At 58.7% G+C, this 21,424-nt stretch carries 22 protein-coding genes, 1 tRNA gene and 1 pseudogene; 15 read left to right on the forward strand and 9 right to left on the reverse strand.

What is annotated here, in order from left to right; all coding sequences use genetic code 11:
• A partial coding sequence (locus tag AC2FMY_RS10690; protein WP_496807362.1) for a hypothetical protein occupies nt 1-203 on the reverse strand: 203 nt, incomplete at its 3' end.
• Between the two features lie 312 nt (nt 204-515).
• Here AC2FMY_RS10690 and AC2FMY_RS10695 point away from each other — a divergent pair.
• Entirely contained in the window at nt 516-1,154 is a 639-nt protein-coding gene (locus tag AC2FMY_RS10695) for a recombinase family protein (RefSeq protein WP_496807363.1), read from the forward strand.
• Between the two features lie 259 nt (nt 1,155-1,413).
• Nucleotides 1,414-2,265 (forward strand): hypothetical protein, encoded by an 852-nt coding sequence (locus tag AC2FMY_RS10700; protein WP_496807364.1) that lies wholly within the window; start codon nt 1,414-1,416, stop codon nt 2,263-2,265.
• A gap of 242 nt (nt 2,266-2,507) precedes the next feature.
• On the opposite strand, the gene AC2FMY_RS10705 is transcribed toward AC2FMY_RS10700, so the two are convergent.
• Entirely contained in the window at nt 2,508-3,053 is a 546-nt protein-coding gene (locus tag AC2FMY_RS10705) for a hypothetical protein (protein ID WP_496807365.1), read from the reverse strand.
• Nucleotides 3,054-3,507: 454 nt separating this feature from the next.
• On the opposite strand from AC2FMY_RS10705, the gene AC2FMY_RS10710 reads away from it, so the two are divergent.
• The 3 genes from AC2FMY_RS10710 to AC2FMY_RS10720 all read left to right on the forward strand — a co-directional run bounded on the left by AC2FMY_RS10710 (nt 3,508) and on the right by AC2FMY_RS10720 (nt 6,209).
• Nucleotides 3,508-4,698 carry a 4Fe-4S double cluster binding domain-containing protein gene (locus AC2FMY_RS10710; protein WP_496807421.1) on the forward strand — a complete coding sequence of 397 codons (1,191 nt, stop codon included), beginning with the start codon at nt 3,508-3,510 and terminating at the stop codon, nt 4,696-4,698.
• Nucleotides 4,699-4,807: 109 nt separating this feature from the next.
• Nucleotides 4,808-6,061, forward strand: a complete 1,254-nt coding sequence (locus AC2FMY_RS10715) for an aminotransferase class V-fold PLP-dependent enzyme (protein WP_496807366.1) — start codon at nt 4,808-4,810, stop codon at nt 6,059-6,061.
• A gap of 72 nt (nt 6,062-6,133) precedes the next feature.
• Nucleotides 6,134-6,209 (forward strand) — tRNA-Val (locus AC2FMY_RS10720).
• A gap of 305 nt (nt 6,210-6,514) precedes the next feature.
• On the opposite strand, the gene AC2FMY_RS10725 is transcribed toward AC2FMY_RS10720, so the two are convergent.
• Entirely contained in the window at nt 6,515-7,141 is a 627-nt protein-coding gene (locus AC2FMY_RS10725) for an FMN-dependent NADH-azoreductase (RefSeq protein WP_496747230.1), read from the reverse strand.
• Between the two features lie 93 nt (nt 7,142-7,234).
• Between AC2FMY_RS10725 and AC2FMY_RS10730 the strand changes: the two genes are divergently transcribed.
• The 4 genes from AC2FMY_RS10730 to AC2FMY_RS10745 all read left to right on the forward strand — a co-directional run bounded on the left by AC2FMY_RS10730 (nt 7,235) and on the right by AC2FMY_RS10745 (nt 10,589).
• On the forward strand, nt 7,235-8,164 hold the full coding sequence (locus AC2FMY_RS10730; protein WP_496747232.1) for a LysR family transcriptional regulator: 930 nt from the start codon (nt 7,235-7,237) through the stop codon (nt 8,162-8,164).
• Between the two features lie 66 nt (nt 8,165-8,230).
• Entirely contained in the window at nt 8,231-8,428 is a 198-nt protein-coding gene (locus AC2FMY_RS10735; RefSeq protein WP_496807367.1) for a hypothetical protein, read from the forward strand.
• Nucleotides 8,429-8,550: 122 nt separating this feature from the next.
• A complete protein-coding gene (sseA, locus tag AC2FMY_RS10740; protein WP_480748589.1) occupies nt 8,551-9,405 on the forward strand; it encodes a 3-mercaptopyruvate sulfurtransferase in 855 nt (284 codons plus the stop codon).
• Nucleotides 9,405-10,589: an amino acid aminotransferase gene (locus AC2FMY_RS10745; protein ID WP_496807368.1), complete on the forward strand. Its 1,185-nt coding sequence runs from the start codon at nt 9,405-9,407 to the stop codon at nt 10,587-10,589. The genes sseA and AC2FMY_RS10745 overlap by 1 nt, the downstream gene beginning before the upstream one ends.
• Nucleotides 10,590-10,612: 23 nt before the next feature.
• Here the strand turns inward: AC2FMY_RS10745 and AC2FMY_RS10750 are convergent, their stop codons facing one another.
• From AC2FMY_RS10750 to AC2FMY_RS10760, 3 genes are all read right to left on the reverse strand, one after another.
• Nucleotides 10,613-10,981 carry a hypothetical protein gene (locus AC2FMY_RS10750; RefSeq protein ID WP_496748629.1) on the reverse strand — a complete coding sequence of 123 codons (369 nt, stop codon included), beginning with the start codon at nt 10,979-10,981 and terminating at the stop codon, nt 10,613-10,615.
• A 105-nt stretch (nt 10,982-11,086) separates the two neighbouring features.
• Nucleotides 11,087-12,397 carry an ammonium transporter gene (amt, locus tag AC2FMY_RS10755; RefSeq protein WP_496748630.1) on the reverse strand — a complete coding sequence of 437 codons (1,311 nt, stop codon included), beginning with the start codon at nt 12,395-12,397 and terminating at the stop codon, nt 11,087-11,089.
• Between the two features lie 29 nt (nt 12,398-12,426).
• The gene (locus AC2FMY_RS10760) at nt 12,427-12,765 is read right to left on the reverse strand and encodes a P-II family nitrogen regulator (RefSeq protein WP_480748593.1); all 339 of its coding nucleotides are present in this window, start codon (nt 12,763-12,765) and stop codon (nt 12,427-12,429) included.
• Nucleotides 12,766-13,020: 255 nt separating this feature from the next.
• Between AC2FMY_RS10760 and AC2FMY_RS10765 the strand changes: the two genes are divergently transcribed.
• The 3 genes and pseudogenes from AC2FMY_RS10765 to AC2FMY_RS10775 form a co-directional block, all read left to right on the forward strand.
• Complete coding sequence (locus tag AC2FMY_RS10765) at nt 13,021-15,204, forward strand: transglycosylase domain-containing protein (RefSeq protein WP_496807369.1); 2,184 nt, start codon at nt 13,021-13,023, stop codon at nt 15,202-15,204.
• Nucleotides 15,205-15,284: 80 nt separating this feature from the next.
• Complete coding sequence (locus AC2FMY_RS10770) at nt 15,285-16,091, forward strand: isocitrate lyase/PEP mutase family protein (protein WP_480748595.1); 807 nt, start codon at nt 15,285-15,287, stop codon at nt 16,089-16,091.
• A gap of 231 nt (nt 16,092-16,322) precedes the next feature.
• Nucleotides 16,323-16,511: pseudogene (locus AC2FMY_RS10775) on the forward strand (DUF4399 domain-containing protein); the annotation flags it as partial.
• Nucleotides 16,512-16,658: 147 nt separating this feature from the next.
• On the opposite strand, the gene AC2FMY_RS10780 reads toward AC2FMY_RS10775, so the two are convergent.
• From AC2FMY_RS10780 to nth, 3 genes are all read right to left on the reverse strand, one after another.
• Nucleotides 16,659-17,276 carry a HEAT repeat domain-containing protein gene (locus tag AC2FMY_RS10780; protein ID WP_496807370.1) on the reverse strand — a complete coding sequence of 206 codons (618 nt, stop codon included), beginning with the start codon at nt 17,274-17,276 and terminating at the stop codon, nt 16,659-16,661.
• A 62-nt stretch (nt 17,277-17,338) separates the two neighbouring features.
• Nucleotides 17,339-18,325 (reverse strand): adenosine kinase, encoded by a 987-nt coding sequence (locus AC2FMY_RS10785; protein ID WP_496807371.1) that lies wholly within the window; start codon nt 18,323-18,325, stop codon nt 17,339-17,341.
• On the reverse strand, nt 18,322-18,966 hold the full coding sequence (nth, locus tag AC2FMY_RS10790; RefSeq protein WP_480748598.1) for an endonuclease III: 645 nt from the start codon (nt 18,964-18,966) through the stop codon (nt 18,322-18,324). Before nth ends, AC2FMY_RS10785 begins: the two co-directional genes overlap by 4 nt.
• A gap of 169 nt (nt 18,967-19,135) precedes the next feature.
• Between nth and AC2FMY_RS10795 the strand changes: the two genes are divergently transcribed.
• From AC2FMY_RS10795 to AC2FMY_RS10805, 3 genes are all read left to right on the forward strand, one after another.
• Nucleotides 19,136-19,987, forward strand: coding sequence for a bifunctional helix-turn-helix domain-containing protein/methylated-DNA--[protein]-cysteine S-methyltransferase (locus AC2FMY_RS10795; RefSeq protein ID WP_496807372.1), 852 nt, complete (start codon nt 19,136-19,138; stop codon nt 19,985-19,987).
• 184 nt (nt 19,988-20,171) lie between these two features.
• On the forward strand, nt 20,172-20,429 hold the full coding sequence (locus tag AC2FMY_RS10800; protein WP_480748600.1) for a hypothetical protein: 258 nt from the start codon (nt 20,172-20,174) through the stop codon (nt 20,427-20,429).
• A 199-nt stretch (nt 20,430-20,628) separates the two neighbouring features.
• Nucleotides 20,629-21,300 carry a YiaD family glycine zipper/OmpA-like lipoprotein gene (locus AC2FMY_RS10805; protein ID WP_496746630.1) on the forward strand — a complete coding sequence of 224 codons (672 nt, stop codon included), beginning with the start codon at nt 20,629-20,631 and terminating at the stop codon, nt 21,298-21,300.
• Nucleotides 21,301-21,424 lie beyond the last annotated feature (124 nt).

Consider the following 21,424-nt stretch of genomic DNA (forward strand, 5'->3'; position numbering starts at 1 on the left):
TACGCACCGCATCTTTGCGAAATTCGTCCGTTCTTCCATGTCCCATAGCTCGTCTCCTTTGTTGCAGTAAATGCTATCAAAGGAGCGGCATCAAACCGCGACAAGACCAATATCAGCACAGATGAGGGCAGCACAAAAGACCCGCCAAGGCCCGTTTCATTCCACCGCAAAATTTCGAGAGCCACGATAGATAGAAAGGCCATTGGCTGTCCCCCCGTGTGGGGGAGGCGCTTCTAAAGTTTCCGTTCAGCCCGCAAGACCTAATGCTGGTTGAAAGCGCCGCAGGAGTTCTCGACTCTTTTTCCACGCTACGTGGTGCGCTTCGCTAGCCGCCATTCCAGTTTTTCGAAAAAAAATGTTGGTGTAACGGCAGGAGGAAACGTTCCCGGGATCGACCGATAGGGTATACCCTACCGCACAAACCATGGGGTTGCCTGAAAGGTGTTCATAAGGGTTGACTTCTTCTTTCGAACACATCACTTATTCGAACAGAACTCTTTCGAACAGGTGACCCCATGACCAAGACTGTCCTTTATGCCCGCGTATCCACATCCGAACAGACCAGCGAACACCAGCTTGAGCAGGCGCAGAGAGCAGGGTTCAAGATAGACAAGGTGGTCACCGATCACGGCACCTCAGGGGTCAACACAAGGCTGTCCGAGAGAGAGAACGGCAAGCGGCTGTATGACATGCTCCGTGAAGGTGACACTCTGGTGGTCCGTTGGGTTGACCGCTTGGGGCGCAACTATGCAGATGTGACCGAGACCATCCGGCACTTCATGAAGGAAGGCGTGATCATCAAGACGGTAATCAATGGGCTGACCTTTGACGGGGCAACTCAAGACCCCATGCAGCAAGCCATACGGGACGCAATGATCGGCTTCATGGCGGCACAGGCAGAAGCACAGGCACAGGCCACGAAGGAAGCCCAGAGAGCGGGCATCGCTTTCCACAAGGCTAAGTCCCCCGAGAAGTTCAAAGGCCGCAAGCCCAGCTTTGACCGGGGTCAGTTCGAGGAGGTGATGACCTTGCTGGATGCTGGACAGGGTCACTCGTTCATCGCGAAGGCGACTGGATTAAGCCGCAATTCTGTCATTCGTATCGCTGCAGACCCATTGAAGGCGGAGGCATCACTGCTCCGATGGGGAATGTAGGGGGGGCACTTCTAGACGAACAAGGATTTGGGGGGACGTCTGATAGCCCAGAAGCGATAGCTGCCTTGGCACGGTGGGGGATGTAACTGATCGACACGCTTTTGCGATAAACCCACCCCCTATCCAAATAACCCACCCCCTAGCACTAGTAGATCGGCCCGAAGCGGCCTGTTTGTGCCTGTGTTTGGGTGGGTGCAGTCAATAGATTTCACCGCCCATCACAAGCGCGATTACCACAGCATGCAATAAGGAAAATGACATGCACGACAAAACACCGACCACCATTGATCACCGCCAAATTACCCTAGAGCCAGCCTTCAGGCACCGCTCAGGCCGCGATAGCGACACCCATCTGTCCGCACTCAGAAAGACCCTTAGAAATACCGGCAGGCTTGACCCCGTTCTGATCTGGCAGGAGGTGGACGCCAATGGCAGTCCTACAGGTCGCCTTGTGCTTCTTGACGGACATTATCGGGTTGCGGCCTACAGGGCCGAGCAGTTTGCCGGAAAGATCGAGGGCAATGGTATCCCAGCGATGCTACTCAAATGCGGTCGCGTGGACGCTCATCTGGCGGCCCTTACGGTGAATGCGAAGGACACTCTGCCACTGACTATGCAGGAGCGCCTGAATGCAGCCTGGGGGCTGACGCGAACATACCGCAAGGCCATCTCGAAGCCACGACTAGCCGAGGCCTCGGGTGTGTCGGAACGAACCATCGCCAACATGCGCACCCAGCTTCGAAGGTTCAAAGAAGCGAACGATACGCCAGATGGAAACTGGCTCATCGACCGGAGATATCCTATAAAAAATGAATACACCCCGCCAACCGACGAAGCTCGCAGGCACATGGTGGAAACCCTCGCGAACGCATTGAAGGCAGCTTTGAACGAAGTCCGAACCCGTGATGTCGAAATCATCGGGGACGCCCTTCAAGAAGCCCTAGGGTCACGCCAGTTTGCAACCATCGCGGACTACCTCGGGGCAGGTGATGCGGACGACGATGGTGGCACAGGGTGGATGGAACCGGATGAGTTCTCTGTAGAGCTTCCGAAGCAGGAAATTGCGGACCCGCTCTGGGAGAACTCTGAGGAGACAGTGAAAGCCCACTGAGTCCCCTAGCCGTGCAACCCTAGACCGTGCATTTTGCATGGTCTCAGTGCCAACAAAAACGCCCCTGTCGGCCAAACTGGCGGGGGTTCATTATTGGCAAAGACAGTACTGCCGCGATTTATCTCCATTTGTCGACCACGCACGTGTGTAGGCCTGCAGTAACCGCGCCAACGTCAGCCTGACTGATGCAATGAGCTTTCTGCGGCAAAGCAAAATGTGCTAGCTTTGTACAAGGGAACAACCTATCTGGCCTCATTGTTGTCTAAAAGCTTCTGTAGCCATGCGGCTTCTTTTCGAGATTTCGAAATGAAATCTGCCCTGTTCTTTGATGTCCAAGAAGTGCCATCTGGTCGTGTGACGCGAATTTCCGTGGATTTAGCAAAGAACCTACGGTCCAATCGCTGCACTAAGTATCCACTGTTTTGCAGTGCCAGTATGATCGCCTCATTTCTTGCTGCATCTGTTGCCTCAAGAAGGTTGTTAATTTCAACATCCCAGGACGCGACTTTTCTCGCTTGCGCCATCAGTTCCCTCTTTGGTGCTTCAACGGCTTCCCATGCCGCCAAGAGGTCTTTCAAGCGCCTGATGCGATGCGATACATACAGGGATTTTTCTTTCTTTTCGTCTCCGCGCGCCTCTTCAATCGATCTTGCATAAGCGACCGGGTCGAAGTCGTTGTTCAGAAATTCCTCTGCTACCAATTGATATAGTGCATCTTCTTGAAGGCGGTTTGATACCGACTGAATTTGGTCCAAAATTTTTTTGTCGCGGTAACTTAATCTGTCCACGGTTTCACCTCTGGAATTCTGGCCGTGCTTCTGACCTAACGAGAGCAACTTGGTTGTAATTTGAATTCAAGTCACCATAACTTCAACAGTTGTTGCGGCTACACCTAGGTCGCACCTAAGATGCAAGCCCAAGGACAACGCGAAGATAACAAACAAAGGCTCTCAAACGACAACCAAGAGTAACCTAAATGAAAGTTCTTGTAAGTTTGTTGCGGAAAACGGGAAACGTTATTGGTAGTGTATGGTCCACCATTGAGTGGCAACACCACTGAGATAAGAATAATATAAAATGAAAACAATTATTTATGGCGTTTTTCACATCCTATGCTTCCCCTCCTGCCGGGGTCGCCATTTCCCTTCTAGCAGAACTTGCAATTCCTGCCCTTCAAATGGTTGAGTGGCCGGATGAACGCAAAAGGCGGAGTAGAGCGTGGCTTGGCCATCGAATTCGGGAATTGACGACGAAAAACGCCGGGAATGGCGCGAGCGGTATGGCGAAAGCGACGCAGCGGCGGGGATCGAGACCACGGACGCGTTCGAGCCGTTTTCGCAGATCAACGACATGTTCACCCGCGCTTTCTGGGACGATACCGTGCGCAGCAAGCAGACGGACGGGTTCTTTGCCAGCTATCGGATGAAGGCCGCCTATCGCAAGGGTGACGGATTTCGGCAAAAGGATTTCGCGCTGCGCAACGCAAGCTGGCTGGTCTCGGATATCATCAGCAACCGCAGCGCCGAGGACGGCCGCCGCGAGGGATTTCAGGCCCCGATCGCCTATGACACTCCGGTGGCCGAAGCGCAGATCGAAATTGACGATCCGGCGCAGATGAGCGCCGAAATCAAACGGATCGCGCGGTTTTTCGGCGCCGATCTGGCGGGCATCACCGATATGGATGAGCGCTGGCTATATTCGTCGCGGGTCGATGTGCGCGATTTCTCCGAGGCCGAGAACACCTTGCCCGAAGGGTTGACCAGCGTGATCGTCCTGGGCCATCAGATGGACCGGGACCTGGTCGCCACCTATCCATCGGCGCTTGCCGGGGCGGCGACAGGCCGGGAATACTCGCACGAGGCGGCGATCGTGATCCAGCTTGCGGCCTATATCCGCAACATGGGGTACGAAGCGGTCGCCTCGATGAACGACACCGGGCTGGTCATTCCCTATGCGGTCAAGGCGGGGCTGGGCGAATACGCCCGCAACCAGATGGTCATCACGCCGGATTTCGGCCCCCGGCTACGGTTTTCAAAGATCTTCACCAACCTGCCCCTGTCGCATGACGCGCCAAGGCCGCTGGGGATCGAAGCGTTCTGCAACATCTGCACCCAATGCGCCGATGCCTGCCCGGTCAAGGCGCTGCCCTATGGGCCCAGAAACGTCAGCGCGACTGATGACAGATCGGCCATTCAGGGCGTGCGCAAGTGGACCTCTGATGCCAGGGCGTGTTTCGGGTATTGGGCCAAATTGCAATCCGATTGCGCCATCTGCATGCGGGTCTGCCCGTTCAATCGCGATTTCGGTCAAAAGCGCAACCGCTGGTGGTTGCGGCTGGCCATGTCACGCTTTCGCAAGCTTGCCTTGTGGCTGGACAAACGCAGCAGCCGGGCAGATCGGCTGAAACCCAGGGACTGGTGGGGGGGGCGGTGACAGGTAGCACCGAAATGGCGCGGGGATACAAACCCGTGTCGCAAATATCATTGAGTGCAACTGCGGCACAGCCGATGGTCGGCGCATCTGAAAACAGGATCAACACATCATGCTGCACGAAAAACCGGGTCTGATCGAAGCCGTTCGCGCGCGATTTGCGCATGTGGATGCCTGCCCGTTCCAAGGGCCGCGCATCTTTTTCGAGAACGCGGGCGGCGCGCTGACGCTGAACTCGGTAGTTGAAACCACGGCGAAATTCGCGGCCATCCCCGACAACCAGGGCCGGGACAACGTGGCCAGCCACGCGCTGGTCGACATCATCAACCGGGCCAAGTCGGACATGGCGACCCTGATGAATGCCTCGTCCGGGCAGTTCTTTGTCGGCGAAAGCGGTACCGAGCTGCTGTTTCGCATGATCCGCACCGCCTGCGTGAATGCGCCCAAAGGCAGCAAGGTTATTGGCAGCTCCATCGAACACCCCGCCAGCCGCAGTGCCGCGCGGCGCTGGGCGGATATTGCCGGGCTGGACTATGTGAACGTGCAGCATGACGATGACACCGGCATGGTCACGGCGGATCAGTACCTCGCACACCTGACACCCGATGTCTCGGTCGCCACCATCGTGCATGCCTCGCCCGTGACCGGCATGGGCATGGACGTCGCTGCCATTGCCTCGGCGATCCGCGATGTCGCGCCCGATTGCCTGATCGTCGTCGATGGCATCCAGCACGCGGCCCACGGCCAGCTTGATATCGACAGCTATGGCGTCGACGGCTACGCGATCTCGCCCTACAAGATGTTCTCGCGCCATGGCTACGGCGTGGCGTGGATATCTGACCGGCTGACGGCGCTGCCCCATGACATGCTGATCGACGCGCCCGCAACGGGGTGGGAATTCGGCACTCGCGATACCGGGTCATACGCCACCATGTCCGACGTGGTGGCCTATTTCGACTGGCTGGGCGGAGAGGTGTCGGACCAGACCGATCGCCGCGCCCGGATCGAGGCGGCGGGTCGCGCCATCCACGCCTATGAAACCCACCTGACCAATGCGATGATCAACGGCACCGGAAATCTTCCCGGCCTGCGCGACATGGATCACATCCACATCCTGGCAGGGGCGGACAACCCGGCGCGCGAGGGGCTGGTTTCGATCGTGGTCGAGGATGTGCCCTCGGCCGACGTGGTCACGCGGCTGAACGAACAAGGGATTCGCACCCATATCCGCAAGGCCGACCATTACAGCGGCAACGTTCTGACCCCGCTGGGCCTCAGCGATTGTATCCGCATCTCGCTGTGCCATTACAACACCGAACACGAGGTGGCGCAGTTGCTGGCGGTACTCAAGAACATCCGGGACTAGGGCCGGGATCGCGCAAGAATTTCTCCAACCCCTCTTGCGCGCGCCGTCCCTCTTGGCTACATCCCCCCTCACGGGTGATTAGCTCAGTTGGTAGAGCGCTTCGTTTACACCGAAGATGTCGGGAGTTCGAGTCTCTCATCACCCACCATCCCAACCCACAATGTATCAAGGACCTACGCGCCTAGAGCCTCTGGACTTATCAACCGGAATGATCCGAGCCAGTACCAACCTGATCTCAACCGATGTGGCCCCTTCGGCGGTTTCAGGCAATCGAGTTTGGGACGCGAAGGATCAAAATTCAGCCTGGATCGTGATCCGGAGCCGAAGTACCCCTGCTTGGGCGGTATTACCTGATCCTTGAGGCAGGCGCGCCGCCTCTGGCTGGCGCACCTTTCCTCGCCTGACAGAAAGCGGCTTCAAGCGGGGCAGGTCCTGTCAGCGATTGCGCCGAACTCACGCCTGTACCAACTGCCCAGCTCTGTGAATGGCTTCATTTCGTGCAGCTGCCGCAGTTGCCGGGCTGCCCTCTGTTGGCGCGACGTCCAGCCACTCGACATCCGTGATGCCGACAAAGCCGAGCCAGCCATCAAAATACGGACGAAAGAAATCAAAAGCGGCGGCAGGGGTGCCGATTGCATAATCGCCCCCACAAGCACGCAGGACGATGGCTTTCTTTCCGGTAAGCAGTCCAAGAAACTGGCCATCTTCAGTCACTTCAAAGGCGATACCAGGTTGGGTAATCACGTCCATGAACTGCTTCAGCCGATAAGGAACCATGAAATTCCACATCGGTGAACTAAAGACAATGATATCAGCTGTCTGAACACGAGCGGCCAGTTCTGTGACAGCCTTCCATGCTGCGGCCTCAGAATTGCTCATCTTGCCGTCAGTCTGACTGTGATGCTTGGCAGAAATCGCATCAGCCCCGAATTCGGGCAGATTTCCGTGCCACAAGTCCAAAGTGTCAATTTCACCCCCAGGATTCTGGGTATGCCACTTTTCGATGAATGCCTTGGCAACCGCAATCGAGTGAGACCGCTGTTTGCGGGGAGAGGCTTCGACGTACAGAATCTTTGTCATGAATAAGTCCTTCGCTTCGCAGGTGTATTCTGGAAGAACTGTAAATTGTTCAGAAATGGGGCAGTATTCGAAAAATTTGGCCAGGAGGTGTACATGTTTGAACAGATGAATTGGGACGATTTGAGATTCCTCAGAGCGGTCGCTCAAACAGGCAGCCTGTCAGGAGCAGCCCGGTCTCTTGGTTTGAGCCATCCGACGGTCTTGCGTCGTATCCAGCGCATGAAACAGCTATGGGCTGTCGACTTGCTGGAAAAGACACCAAGCGGCTATGTACCGACCGAACACGGGAACGCTTTGATCCGTCTCGCAGACGATATCGCCAGTCGGGTTGCGGCAATCGACCGGCAGATATATGGGCAAGAGCCGCACCTCGAAGGCACAGTCCGCATAACAACCACCGATACGCTGCACTTTAGCTTTCTGGCGCCGATGTTCCTGCAGTTGCGCAGGGCTTTTCCACTCATTGATCTAGAGATTACGGTTTCAAACCAGATGTATAATCTGGGCAGCCGGGATGCTGACATTGCCATTCGCCCCACAAACGCTCCACCAGAAACGCTCGTAGGCCGCAAAATGGGAAAAATCGGGTTTGCAGTGTACCTGCACCGGGATCTCGCAGTGGCGCAAGGCACAACGAAGCGTTTTGATGGTCTGGACTGGATTGGCATAGACAACAGCCTGTCCCACTTGCCGCAGGAAAACTGGATGCGCCGCCACAACTTCGACAAAACGGTGCACCTGAGGGTCAATTCAATCCAATCGGTTCTCCACTACATCCGGTTAGGGGGAGGACCCGGAATTGTAGCATGCTTCATGGGTGACAAAGTCGAGGATTTGGTACAGGTCAGCCCCAGGATCAAGGAGTTGGAAACCGACTTGTGGGTACTGGTTCACCCGGATGTAAGAAACGCAGTTCGTATTCGCGCGGTGCTCGATCAGATCTATGCATTCCTCTCTCGTCACCGCGTCACTCTGGAAGGTACAGACGGAGACCAGGCGCATAGATTACTGGGCACCGTTTGACCAACGTGCCCCTCAAGTTGGCCTCTGTATGGAGGGCGTTTTACAGCCTCCCTGTTTGGGAGGTGAATGACGCAGGGCAAATCTGTGGTTTTGGTTGGGTTTGATGTTTCGAATGACACCATTTCGGTTTCCGTGGCCGAAGATGCGCTGACCGAACGGAGCGGCAACGCCATAATTCGCGGCCTGCCCAAACGGCTGTCGTCGGCCACTTGGAAACAGATCGCGGTACTGGCGGCGAAACCGGAATCGCCGACAGTGCCTTGAGCGGTCCCGAGACCCGAAAACCGCGCAGATTCGGGCGACGGTTGCGCCACCATCGTTATCCTGCCTTGAACCCTTGCGCCCGCCCGTATAGGAAAATTCCTGCGCGCATAGGAGGGGCTTAGATGCAGGACGACCCGAAAACTCTTGTCTCCACCGGCTGGCTGGCCGCACATTTGAAAGACCCGGATTTGCGGATACTCGACGGGTCTTGGTACCTGCCGCAGCAGGGGCGCGACGCCAAGGCGGAATATGACGCCGCCCACATTCCCGGCGCGCGGTTCTTCGATATCGACGATATCGCCGATCACCGCTCTGATCTGCCGCACATGGTGCCGCCGGTCGAGAAATTCATGTCGCGCCTGCGGGCGATGGGCGTGGGCGACGGCCATCAGGTGGTGGTTTATGATGGTGCCGGCCTGATGTCGGCGGCGCGGGTCTGGTGGTTGTTCCGGCTGATGGGGCAGGACAACATCGCCGTGCTTGATGGCGGCTTGCCCAAGTGGCAGGCCGAGGGCCACGAGATCGAGGATCTGCCCCCCGTCATCCGTGACCGGCACATGACCGTCCGGGTGCAGAACCATCTGGTGCGCGATGTGACACAGGTCTCGGCCGCCGCCAAGCTGCGCGATCACGAAATCATCGACGCCCGCTCGGCAGGCCGCTTTTCCGGATCCGAGGCCGAGCCGCGCGAAGGGTTGCGGTCGGGCCACATTCCCGGCTCGCGCAATGTGCCGTTCGGCAACTTGCTGAACAAGGATGCCACGATGAAATCGCCCGATGACTGCCGCGCGGTGTTCGAAGCCGCCGGGGTGGACCTGTCGAAACCGGCGATCACCACCTGCGGCTCAGGTGTTACCGCCGCCATTCTCAGCCTCGCGCTCGAGCGCATGGGCAAGAAAGATCACTCGCTTTATGACGGCTCCTGGGCTGAATGGGGTGCCTTCCCGACCCTGCCCGTCGCAACCGGAGAGAACTGATGTTCGAAAATCTCAAGGCGCAGCCCGCCGACAAGATCCTCATGCTGATGCAGATGTATCGTGACGACCCGCGCGATGACAAAATTGATCTGGGCGTGGGCGTCTACAAGAATGCCGATGGTGTCACCCCCGTCATGCGTGCGGTCAAAGCAGCCGAACAGCGTATCTGGGAACAGCAGGAAACCAAGGCCTATACCGGGCTTGCGGGCGACCCGGCGTTTTCGGATGCAATGATCGGGCTGGTTTTGGGCGGCGCGGTGCCGCGTGCCAACGTGGCGGCGGTGGCGACACCAGGCGGAACCGGGGCCTGCCGTCAGGCGTTCGAGATGGTCCGCATGGCCAACCCTTCGGCACGCGTGTTCGTGTCGAACCCCACTTGGCCGAACCACCTGTCGATCCTGAACTATCTGGGCATCGAAACGGTCCAGTACCGCTATTTCGACAACGATACCCGGGGTGTCGATTTCGACGGCATGATGGACGACCTGAAAACCGCCAGTGCGGGTGATGTGGTTCTGCTGCACGGTTGCTGCCACAACCCGACCGGCGCCAACCTGAACCTTGTGCAGTGGCAAGAGGTGGTGAACCTCATCAACGAGCGTGGCCTCATCGCCATGATCGACATCGCCTATCAGGGATTTGGCGACGGTTTGGAGGAAGACGGCAAGGCAACGCGTCTTGTGGCATCTTCGGTCAAGGAATGCCTGATCGCGGCGTCGTGCTCCAAGAATTTCGGCGTCTATCGCGAGCGTACCGGCCTGTTGATGGCGATCAGCGCCGATGCCGGTCAGACCGCGCTCAATCAGGGCACGTTGGCCTTCCTGAACCGCCAGAACTATTCCTTCCCGCCGGATCATGGCGCGCGGGTGGTATCCACCATCCTGCAGGACGACGCATTGCGCGCCGACTGGGCGGCCGAACTGGAAGAGGTGCGCCTGTCGATGCTGGACCTGCGTCGGCAACTGGCTGATGAATTGCAACGCCTGACCGGCTCTGACCGCTTCGGTTTCATCGCCCAGCACCGTGGCATGTTCTCGCGCCTTGGCGCCGCGCCCGAACTGGTCGAGAAGATGCGGGTCGAGCATGGCATCTACATGGTCGGTGACAGCCGTCTGAACATTGCCGGGCTGAACGCGACGACCGTGCCAATTCTGGCAAAAGCCATCGTTGACGCCGGGGTCTGACTCGATCAGTCGCCGCGCCTCGGTCAATCGGGGCGCGGTGGTGTCTTTACAAACCGCATGCCGCCATCGGCAACCGCGAACGGTTCGCCTCCTGCCGTCAGGACCGCGCGGTCCTTCATCTCGCCAAAATCGAACATTGCGTTCAGGATGACATCCGTCCGGCCCTGATATTCCTCCGGGCGATAAATGCAGATCCCCATCCGGTCATCGAGCCGCCTGTAGGTATATCGCGCCTCGCCAACCAGTTTGCCGGCCGCCGTCACATAACAGGTCGTCTCTGTCTCATAACTGACCGTATGCGTGGACAGATCGGCAAAATCGCCGGTGCCCGAATGATGAACGCCAGTCCATTCGAGACTGGTGCCGACCAGTGTGTCCGGTGCTGTCGCCATCAGGCCCTCCGGTTCATCCGTGTTGACACCAAGCCTAGGCGATCAAAGCCCGCAACGCAAAACGCCCCGGTTGGGTCCGGGGCGTTTGTGCAAAAGCCAATCAGGTCAACCCTTGGAAAACTCCGGATAGGCCTCCATCCCCAGTTCTGCCATGTCGAGTCCGTTGATCTCTTCTTCTTCACCCACACGCAGGCCTACGGTCATCTTCAGGATCGTGAACAACGCATAGCTGACGACAAAGACAAACAGGCCGATGGCACCAAAGCCGATGATCTGTTTGGCAAAGGACGCATCGCCATTGGTCCAGGCCACAATGAAAGTGCCCCAGAAGCCTGCAATCAGGTGAACCGGAATTGCGCCCACCACGTCGTCTATCCGGGCCCGGTCCAGCATCGGAACGGCAAAGACCACAATCACACCGCCGACGCCGCCGATGATCAGCGACTGGAACAGCGTGGGGGCCAGTGGCTCGGCGGTGATCGACACCAGCCCGGCCAGCGCGCCGTTCAGGGTCATCGTCAGGTCGACCTTGCCGAACATCACCTGCGTCAGGATCAGCGTTGCAACCGCACCGGCAGCAGCGGCCATGTTGGTGTTGGCAAAGATCTGCGCCACCGCGTCGGCATCCTCAAGCGTACCCATCGCCAATTGCGAACCGCCGTTGAAACCGAACCAGCCCAGCCACAGGATGAAGGTGCCCAACGTCGCCAGCGCCAGGTTCGAGCCGGGCATCGGCACCACCTTGCCATCCTTGTTGTACTTGCCGATGCGCGGCCCCAGCACCAGCGCGCCTGCCAAGGCGGCGAACCCGCCCGCCGCGTGAACCAGCGTCGAGCCGGCGAAATCGGAAAAACCCATTTGGCTCAGCCAGCCGCCGCCCCACTGCCACGAGGCCTCGATCGGATAGATGATACCAGTGAGCACCACGACAAACAGCAGGAATGGCCACAGCTTGACCCGCTCGGCCATCGTTCCGGACACGATCGAGGCGGTGGTGGCGCAGAACATCAGCTGAAAGAAGAAATCCGAGGCGTTGGAATACCCGCCCGCGTCGATGTCGGTCTTGATGTCCTTGGGGGCGATCGTGCCAAACACGCCCTCGATGATCCAGTTGCCGTCGCCCGGATACATGATGTTATAGCCGACCAGCCAGAACATGATCGCCGCCAACGAAAACAGCGCGATGTTCTTGGTCAGCTGCATGGTCACGTTTTTTGACCGTACCAGCCCGGCTTCGAGCATGGCGAAACCCGCGGCCATCCAGAACACCAGAAACCCGCCGACCAGAAACAGCAGTGAATTCAGGATGAATTGCGTTTGCGCGGCGGCCTCGCCCGAGGCGGCCTCTTGCGCCAGTCCCGTTTGCGGCAATGCGGCGACGGCAACTGCCGGGATTAAAGTCTTGATCACGTTCATTTTGAAGTCCTCAAAGGGGGTTGCCGCGCTTACAGCGCGTCCGCGTCGATTTCGCCGGTGCGCACGCGCATCGCCTGTTCGACGTCCAGTACGAAAATCTTTCCGTCACCGATCTTGCCGGTCTTGGCGGTGGACGAGATCGTGGTTACGATCTGTTCAACCATTTCTGCCGGCACCACGATTTCCAGCTTGATCTTGGGCACGAAGTTCACGGCGTATTCCGCGCCCCGATAGATTTCGGTGTGTCCGGATTGTGAGCCAAAGCCTTTGATCTCGGTCACCATCATGCCGCGCACACCCACGCCGGTGAGGGCTTCGCGCACCTCTTCCAGCTTGAATGGCTTGATTGTCGCAATGATCAGTTTCACGTCTTTCCCCTTGATAGCGCCGGCCCACCCGGCATTTCGCACCTGCAGAAAAACTTCTGAATCGTTGGCGGGGAACGGAATTGGGGCGTGTAACGGAACCAAAACCGCGAGATATCGCACAATTTTTGCACAAAACGACACTTGTGATGAAAAAAGCGGCGAAAAGATGAAGGAAATTTAAGGAAATTCGCACCTCTACATGGGCGGCTGGGCAGGGTATTGTCCGGCAAAAGCAAAGATCGGGCAGATTTGAGCATGACTGACTCCAAGCGCCGCAGGCCGACATTGGTGGCCGACAAGCGATACCCGTCCGGGGGTAAGAAAAAGGCGCCGTCGAAATCGACTGCAAAGAAGGCGGCGCCGAAAAAGGCCGCGGCCCGAAAGGCGTTGCGCAAGACTACGCGCCGGACGCCCAGGAAAACGCGCGGCGGCATCATCGGGCTGTTCCAGCGGCTGTTCCGTTGGATGTTCCGCCTGATCTGGGGGATTACCTGGCGTGTCGGAGCGATCGTGGCCCTGCTTGTCGCCCTGGCGGTTGGTCTTGTCTACACGACGTTGCCCGAGGCCGACACCGTGCTTGACGGCCGTGCGCGCGGGTCGGTCACCATGCTGGATCGTGACGGCAATGTTTATGCCTGGCGCGGCGATCAGTTCGGCGGGGTTGTCACCGCCAATACGGTTTCGCCGCACCTCAAGAACGCGGTTGTCGCTACCGAGGACAAGCGGTTCTATCGCCACATCGGCGTCAGCCCGCGTGGCGTGGCAAGTGCGGTGCGCATCAACCTCAGCGAGGGGCGAGGCCCGCTGTCGGGGCATGGCGGTTCGACGATCACCCAACAAACGGCCAAGCTGTTGTGTCTTGGCGTTCCGTATGTTTCCGCCGAGTGGGAGTCGGAGGCCGCCTATGAGGCCGACTGCCGCCAGGGGTCGCTGTGGCGAAAAATGAAAGAAGCCATCTATGCCATGGCAATGGAGGTCAAGTATACCAAGGACGAAATCCTGACCATCTACCTCAACCGGGCCTTCCTTGGTGCGGGTGCGCGCGGGTTCGAGGCGGCAAGCCAGCGCTATTTCGGCATATCCGCCGCCGAGGTCAGCCCCGCCGAAGCGGCGATGCTGGCCGGACTTCTGGTCGCGCCGACCCGCTATGCGCCGACCAACGATCTGGAACGGTCCCAGAACCGCGCCCGGCTGGTCATCAGCCTGATGGAGGATCAGGGCTATCTCTCCGGTACCGAGGCGGACTGGGCGCGGGACAACCCGGCGGAACTTTCCGATGCCGCCGAGGCGCGTGCAGGCGGGTATTTCGCCGATTGGGTCATGGCCAGCGGTCCCGAATATTTCACCCGCAACACGACCGAGGATGTGGTGATCAAGACCACGCTGGACCAGCGCATTCAGACCTCGGCCGAAGAGGCGCTCAAATTCGTCTTCCAGGAAAAGATCAAGGAAGGGTCCAAGGCACAGGCGGCGATTGTGGTTATGTCCTCGGACGGTGCTGTTCGGGCGATGGTCGGCGGACGCAAGACCAAGGTCTCGGGCGCCTTCAACCGCGCCACGCAGGCGCTGCGCCAGACCGGATCGTCCTTCAAGCCCTTCGTTTACGCCACGGCTCTGGAACTGGGCTATTCACCGCTCGATACCGTGATGGATGAACCCTATTGCATTGACATTCCCGGTTCGGGCCAATGGTGCCCCAAGAACTACACCAACAAGCATTACGGGCGGGTGACGCTGGCCGCTGCGCTCAAGGACTCGCTGAACGTCCCCGCCGTCAAGGTGGCCGAGGTCGCCGGGCTTGACAACGTCCGGCGCGTCGCCAGCGAGTTCGGCATCGAAAGCGATCTGGCCGCTGGCCCTGCGCTGGCTTTGGGCGCGTCGGAAAGCACCCTGATCGAAATGGTGGGGGCCTATGCGGGCATCTTGAACGGTGGTTCCTCGGTCGAACCTTACGGGCTGACCGAACTCAAGCTTATTGGCGACGACCAACCGATGATGGCCACCACCTCGGGTATCGGCGAGCGGGTCATCCGCGAGGATGCCGCGCGCCAGTTGATCTGGATGATGGAAAAGGTCGTTTCCGAAGGATCGGGCAAACGGGCGGCGCTGCCCGGTTGGCAGGTGGCGGGCAAGACGGGCACAACACAGGCCGCCCGCGATGCCTGGTTCATCGGCTTCACCGCGGATTACGTGACCGGCGTCTGGATGGGCTATGACGACAACACACCCCTGTCCGGCACCACTGGCGGCGGCCTGCCTGCCGAGATCTGGCACGAAACCATGGTGCGCGTGACCGAAGGCATGACACCGTCCCCGCTGCCGATGATGGTCCCCAAGCAACCCACCCGCACCGAACAGCCCAAGCAGCAGAAGCGGCGGAACAACACGATCGGAAACGCGGTTGACAATTTCTTCAAGGATCTGTTCGGCAGAAACTGAGCGGCGCAAACCGCGCTTGATTGACAGTGCGGCCAAAGGCAAGCTCGTCTGGCCGAAACGACCCAGAGGAGGGCCAAGTCATGCGTCGCAACGAGTTGACGGAACGCTTTCGTGCCCTGCATGTGCCGGGCCAGCCATTGGTGATGCCGAACCCCTGGGATCTGGGTTCTGCCAAGGTGATGGCGCGGCTGGGGGCGCAAGCTCTGGCCACGACATCTTCGGGGTATGGGTTCACACTGGGCCTGACCGATGGGGGGCAGATGACACGCGACATGGCCCTGCAACACGCCGCCGCCGTCTGTGCAGCCGTCGACGTGCCGGTGAATGGCGATTTCGAGAACGGATTCGGCGATACTCCGGAAACCGTGGCCGAAACCGTGCGGCTGGCCGCCGAGGCTGGGCTGGCCGGTGTCTCGATCGAGGATACCGCGCTGCCGGGGTCCGGCTCTTATCCGTTCGACCTGGCGTTGGCCCGGATCGAGGCGGCAGTTGCAGCAGCACGAGAGGTTGGCATCGTGCTGACCGCCCGTGCCGATGGCTGGCTTTGCAAAAGCTATGATCAGGCCGAGGCCCTGCGCCGCTGTCAGGCTTTCGCCCGCGCGGGCGCCGATGTGATCTATGCACCGCTGGTCGATGCCGACACCACCCGCGCTATGGCCGCCACCGGAACGCCGGTTAACCTGTTGGCCGCGGGCACGATGCGTGATCTGACGCTCGACCAGATGGGCACGTTGGGCGCGGCCCGCATCTCCATCGGCGGTGGATTGGCGCGGGTCACGCAGCAGGTGCTCCTCGACGGCACCCGCGCCATGCTGGAACAGGGCGACTTCACCATCCTCAACGGCGCTGCGAACACGGCCGAGGTCGATGCACTGCTGAACGGCTGAGCTGCATCCAGAGAAAACTCCGCATACCATCAGGCGCGCGGGGTCTCGGGCTTTTCGGATTGGAATGGACCGTGTTGCACGAATAGTGGTTGGGCCGCATTTGCGCCTTTCCCCTGTTCGTTATGCGACACGTTCACAGGTCGCGCGACCGAGATGGGTCATGCGGTTGAAAGCTTTGACAGCGATCCGGGTTTCGGTTGTCCGAGTCTCCATTTTGCGACTGCGCAGGTTGGGGCCGAGGAACTGACCTATGGCCTTCCGGTTGATGATCACCACCGCCATTTCGGCGGCGGCCAGACCCAGGTGACCATCGACCTGCCACCGGGGGACCACACCCTGCAACTGGTGCTAGGCGACCACTCTCACGTCCCCCACGCCACCCCGATCATGTCCGAGGTCATCACCATCACGGTCGAATAACCGGTAGAATCGCCAGCTTTCCTTGACGCAGGGAATGCCCGGTTCCAAACAACGCATCCGGGCTTTGCCCTGACCTCTCCGGCGCATGGATAAGTGAGGTTCCGGTGTGCGGGACCTTGCTGCTATATGGAATGTTCCCTCAAGATCCTATAGTGGGCTCCAATTCGAGTACTTTTTACCTGCTGCAAGTTTTGCAGCCCTCACGATCTGCGGATCGGACGAATGGATGCATTCTTCGACGAATTTTGAAACATTGTCGCCAGTCCAACCGGGAGCAGCGGCGAGAGGCCAAATACGAATCGGATCATCTTGAGCTCGGCGACTAACGAAATTCAAAATCCGATCAATGTCATCATCAACAGGGACCATTTTGAGCATTGCCATGCCTCTGAATGCACCATCAATCAGCATGTCATTCCCAGATTTCAAGATATCCATAATCGGTGCACCGTCCTTCGATGACTCTGATTTCAAACGAACAATAGCGTCCCCGATACCAACATAGATCATAGTCGCATCAAGGGGACGAGCAGCGAATTCAGTCAAAAACTCCAGCGCATCAATATGCCGACATTCACCTAACGCCATGACAAGCTGATACTGCGTTTCCCACGTTCTTGGGTCTTCAACTTCTTTGCGGAGCGCCTCCAGTAAGTCAGGACCGGCTGCCGGGTCGCCACGTTTGCGTAGTCTTTTAGCGGCCGATCTGCGCTTAGGTGAACGGGTATGCTTTAACAATTCCAAGTCTTCTGCAAGTGTCGACATAACAGGCCTCAAATCAATAGAACTCAGAGATGATATGTCCCAGCCCAATGTCTGCCAAGGGCTCAAAGCAGGCCTTCTTCCTTCAACAGCTCGACCATATTCGCCTCCGGTCTCGGCCCGATATGGCTGATGACCTCGCGGGCACAGACATTGCCGATCCTGGCGCAGGTCTCGAAATCGCGCCCCGTGGCCATGCCGTACAGGAAACCCGCTGCAAACTGGTCACCGGCGCCGGTTGCGTCTACCGGGACAACCTTATTGACCGGCACGTCGATGCGCTGGGTGCCGTCCATTACCGTCACACCGTCGCCCGAACGGGTGCACACCACCAGGGGACAGATGCCCGAGGTCAGCATCAGCGCGTCGTCCAGATGGTCGCTTTCGAACAGCGACTGGATTTCGGCCTCGTTGCCGATCACAAAATCCAGGTCGTGCTGGATCAGCGACAGGAAATCGGCGCGGTGTCGGTCGACGCAGAACGGATCGGAAATCGCAATTCCCGCCTTGCCGCCCGCCGCGCGGGTGGCCCGCGCCGCCTCGCGAAAGGCCGATTTTCCGGCATCGTGGTCAAACAGGTAACCTTCAAGGAACATCAGCTTGGCGTTGCCCGTCACCTGCTCCGGAACATCGGTCGAACTTAACGTGGTCGAGATGCCCAGATAGGTGTTCATCGACCGCTCGCCGTCGGGTGAAACAAAGATCATCGACCGCGAGGTCGCCAGATCGCCCGCCACCGGCGGATTGACGAAATCGACGCCGTCCTCATTCATGGCGTCGGCATAGAAATGACCCAGCGCATCGTCGCGCACGCGCCCGATGAAGGCCGCGTCAAGCCCCAGCGCGCCGGCGCCGGCGATGGTGTTTGCCACCGATCCGCCGGGCGTCTGCACCCGGTTTTCCATCGCCGCATACAGCACCTCGCCCCGGTCCTGCTCGATCAGCTGCATGATGCCCTTCTCGATCCCCATCAGGTCGAGAAAGACGTCATCGGATTGCGAGATGACATCGACAACTGCATTGCCGATACCGACGATATCGTAGGTCTTCATAGGGTCTTGTCCTCGAATTGGCACAGGTCGCGGATGATGCAGGTGCCGCACATCGGCTTGCGCGCCTTGCAGTGATAGCGGCCATGCAGGATCAGCCAGTGATGTGCGTGTTGCTGAAAGTCGACGGGGATGTTGTCCTCAATGGCGCGCTCGACCGCATCCACATCCTTTCCGGGGCAGATGCCGCTGCGGTTGCCGACCCGGAAGATGTGGGTATCGACCGCCTGCGCCGGATAGTGCCACCACATGTTCAGCACCACATTGGCGGTCTTGCGCCCCACACCCGGCAGCGATTGCAGCGCCGCACGCGAATTGGGCACCTCGCCGCCATACTCCTCGACCAGAATACGGCTGAGCTTGATCACGTTCTTGGCCTTCTGGCGGAACAGGCCGATGGTCTTGATATGCTCGGTCAGACCCTCTTCGCCCAGATCCAGCATCTTTTGCGGTGTGTCCGCGATCCGGAACAGCGCGCGGGTGGCCTTGTTGACACCTGCATCGGTGGCCTGCGCACTCAGCGCCACGGCGACGACAAGAGTATAGGCGTTCACATGCTCCAGCTCGCCCTTGGGTTCGGGGTCGGCTGCATGGAAGCGGGTAAAGATCTCGTGGATCGTGTGATAATCGAGTTGCTTTGCCATCCCGCCCGGTATGCCGTCCGCGCTTCGGTCGCACAAGTGCAAAGAGGCACCGGTTCAGCGGTTTGTACAATTCGGACAACCACCCTCTGGGAACAGGTACATTTCGCACGATTCGGGTCGCTGCCTATGGGAATGCGGGATAGGTTAAGAAAAAGAAATGAGGTGCGCGATGAATGTCCAGACCACCGAAACCGGCTATCACTACAACGTCATGCGGCGGGCAATCGATCTGATTGATCAGGGCGGAGAAACCCTGTCACTTGACGAACTTGCAAGTCAGATGAACATGAGCCCCGCACATTTCCAACGCCTGTTCTCGCGCTGGACCGGGGTGTCGCCAAAGCGATATCAGCAGTACCTGACACTTGGTCACGCCAAGGCTTTGCTGCACGAACGGTTCACCACCCTGGAAACCGCGCACAATGTGGGCCTTTCGGGCAGCGGGCGGTTACATGATCTTTTCCTCCGGTGGGAGTCCATGAGCCCCGGCGAGTACGCGCGAAAAGGCGAGGGGCTCTGCATCTATTGGGGGTGGTTCGAAAGCCCCTTTGGCCCCGCATTGGTGATGGGAACAAGCAAGGGAATCTGCGGTATAGGCTTTGCGGCCGAGACGGGTGAAGAGGCGGCGATGGACGATCTGGTTTCTCGGTGGCCAAAGGCCGAATTCGTCGAGGAACCCACGCGCTTGCGAGCATGGGTACAAAGCGCCTTTGGCGCAGAACGCGAAGGGGCGGAACCGACGCCGCTCTATCTGATTGGTGCGCCTTTGCAGATCAAGGTTTGGGAAGCCTTGCTGCAAATTCCGACCGGGCATGTCTCCACCTATTCCGAAATCGCCGGTTCCATTGGCGTGCCACAAGCCGTCCGTGCAGTTGGTACCGCCGTGGGACGAAACCCGATCAGTTGGTTGATCCCATGTCACCGGGCCTTGCGAAAATCCGGCGGATTGGGCGGATATCATTGGGGGCTGCCGGTGAAACGGGCAATGCTGGCCTATGAAGGCGCGCGCGCTGACGCATGAACATGTCCAACGTCAATCGCGTTTTCCAAGATTAAGGAATCCGCGACTGATACCGAAAATTCGGTGATCGGAGGAATATTGCCGAAAAGACTCCCAATATTATTAAAGAGTTGCGAGAAAGCTGAATATGGATGTTACTTTTCTTGTTGAGGTAACCCCAAAGGGTCAACGAGGAGAAATACACATGCCAAACAAGCCAGATTTGCCGAACAACGTGGATTTTGATCCATTCGAATTCGCCACCGAGGCCCATCCGGGATGCAGCTGGGGCGAGTTGACGAGTGACGCCATCGAGGATGGTTTTGACCAGGGGGCGCACGCATCGGACCCCAGCGGTGACGGTGTCGGGCCTGAAGAGCGCGTTGGTCTGGCCAATGTGATCGAACAGGGCAACCTGCACGCGACCTGTGAGTTTATCGACGGATTGAACGACATAGCCTGACTTCTTCGGATAGGTACGGTTACTAGACAAAAAACACCCACGTTCGTTGAGCTGTGGGGGTGAACGTGCAGTTTCCATTGGTTGGGCGAGGAATCGCCGATCTCGCCCGATTGTTGCTTGAGCTTGCGATTGCAGGCCGTGATATACTGCGGCAAACAACGCAATCCCGAAGTTGGGGTCTTGAGCAGAAGGTGATTCCATGACGATTTCCAGATTTGTCCTTGCGACCGCGCTGAGTTCTGCTGTGGTCCTGAGCGCATGTACCGATCCGCTTACCCGCAGCACGCAGACTGATCCGAACCAGAACACAAAACAGGGCGCTCTGATTGGTGGCCTGTTGGGCGCCGGGATCGGGGCGATTGCCAACGACTCCGATCCGGGCCTTGGTGCATTGGCCGGTGCTGCCATCGGTGCCGCTGCCGGTGGGGCGATCGGCAACGAGTTGGACAGGCAAGCCGCCGAACTGCGTCAGCAGCTTGCAAATGACGGGATCACGATCACGAATGCGGGTGACCGCCTGATCGTCTCGGTTCCCAACGACATCACCTTTGACACCGACAGCGCCACCGTGCGGCCGGCCTTGCGGTCGGACTTGCAGAAAGTCGCGCAGAACCTTGTGCGTTACCCCAAGTCGAACGTGCAGGTCATCGGCCATACCGACAGCGATGGCGATGCGGCCTATAACCAGGGACTTTCCGTGCGCCGGGCGAATTCCGTTGCCGATATCCTGCAGGCCGGCGGTGTGAGCTATAACCGGATCACCCCCATAGGGCAGGGCGAAAACAACCCGATTGCGTCGAACCTCACTCCGCAAGGCAAGGCGCAGAACCGCCGCGTTGAGATCGTGATCGTGCCGACGCGCGCTGGGTGAAGTCCGGAAAAAAGTATCTGAAATGGGGGGCTGCCAATGGCGGCCCTTCTTGCTTGCGCACATTGACTGCGCGTCAGGTGGGGTTTGGTTGATCGCCGTCAGTGGCTAGGTAATGCAAAACCAA

Source organism: Ruegeria sp. YKSE079 (assembly GCF_059612845.1).